The sequence below is a fragment of the Pseudooceanicola marinus genome, assembly GCF_002786295.1.
Lineage (GTDB): Bacteria > Pseudomonadota > Alphaproteobacteria > Rhodobacterales > Rhodobacteraceae > Pseudooceanicola > Pseudooceanicola marinus.
Genome location: NZ_PGTC01000030.1, coordinates 1,585 through 3,102 on the forward strand (window position 1 = coordinate 1,585; position 1,518 = coordinate 3,102).

A 1,518-nucleotide genomic window follows, 5' to 3' on the forward strand; every position below is an offset into this window, starting at 1 on the left:
GCGATCTGGCCTGGGTCATCCCCGGCTGGATCGAGCGCATCCAGAAGAGCGGCGGCCAGGTCGACGTGGTGATCATGGAGAACGTCGAGGAGTGGAAGACCTGGGGACCGGTGATCGAGACCCCGCGCGGGCCGATGCCCTGCCCGCAGCGCCGCGGCGAGACCTTCGACAAGTGGCGCAAGGCCATCCGGCGCCTCGGGGGCAAGATGGAGGCCCGAGAGCTCCGCGCCTGCGACTATGGCGCGCCCACGATCCGCAAGCGGCTCTTCGTCATCATCCGCTTTGACGGCCAGCCGATTGTCTGGCCGGACCCGACCCACGGGGCGCCGGACGATCCCCGCGTGATCGCGGACGAACTGCAGCCCTGGCGCACGGCCGCGGAGTGCATCGACTGGTCGATCCCCTGCCCGTCGATCTTCGACAGCGCCGAGGAGATCCGCGCAACGCTTGGCCTGCGCGCCGTGCGGCCCCTGGCCGACAACACCCTCGCGCGCATCGCCCGCGGCGTCGCGCGCTACGTGCTGGAGGCCGAGGCGCCCTTCCTGGTCAACCTCACCCACGGTGGCCGGGTGGAGGCGGCAGAGGAGCCATTCCGCACCATCACCGCCGCGCACCGCGGCGAGAAGGCGGTCGTGGCACCGTCGTTCATGTCGCTCAAGGGCAGCGCGCGTCGGGACAGCGCGATCGGTGCGCCTCATCCGACGGTGCTGGCCGGAGGGGGCCACAGTGTCCTGCTGGCGCCCAGCCTCACCCGCTTCAACACCGGCGCCACGGGCACTGACCTGCGCACCCCGGCGCCGTCCATCACGGCCAACAGCTGGGTGAAGCGTCCGGGCGGCGCCGCGCCGCTTGGTGTCCTGGCCCCCTGTCTTGCCAGCATCGCCCACGGCGACAGCGGCGGGCGGCGGGAATACCCGCTGACCGATCCCCTGGGCACCATCACAGGACGCGGCGTCCAGCACGCGATCGTCGCCCCCGTCCTGACCTATGCCCAGCAGGGCGGGAACACCCGCAACGCCACTTTGCCGCTGCACACGATCTGCGCCAGCACGAAGGACCAGAATGCCGTGCTGCTGCCGACGCTGATCCAGACCGGCTATGGCGAGCGGCCCGGCCAAGCGCCCCGCGCCCTCGACCTCGGCAAGCCGCTCGGGACCATCGTGGCCGGCGGCGCCAAACACGCCGCCCGCGCCGCCTTCCTCGCCCAGCAGAACGGCGGGCCGCGCATGGGCGCCCACGCAGGCCACGACGCGCGCGATCCGCTCTCCACCGTCGCGGCCAGCGGCAGCCACCAGACGCCCGTCGCCACCTTCTTTGCCAAGTACTACGGCACGGGCGACGGCGCCCGCACCGATGCGCCCTGCCACACGATCACCGTGAAGGACCGCATGGCCCACATGCAGGCCGCCCTGCAGGCCCCGCCCTTCACGGAAGCGCACGAGGCCAGGGCGCGCGAAGTGGCCGAGTTCCTCCGCGCCCATGGCGCCTGGGACGGCGGCGACCTGGTCACCCTCGACA

1 protein-coding gene is annotated in these 1,518 nt (G+C 72.3%); it reads left to right on the forward strand.

Translation table 11 applies throughout. The features are described from left to right. Positions 1-1,518 (forward strand): DNA cytosine methyltransferase (locus CVM50_RS20975; protein WP_232618339.1); only part of this gene is annotated, 1,518 nt, incomplete at both ends.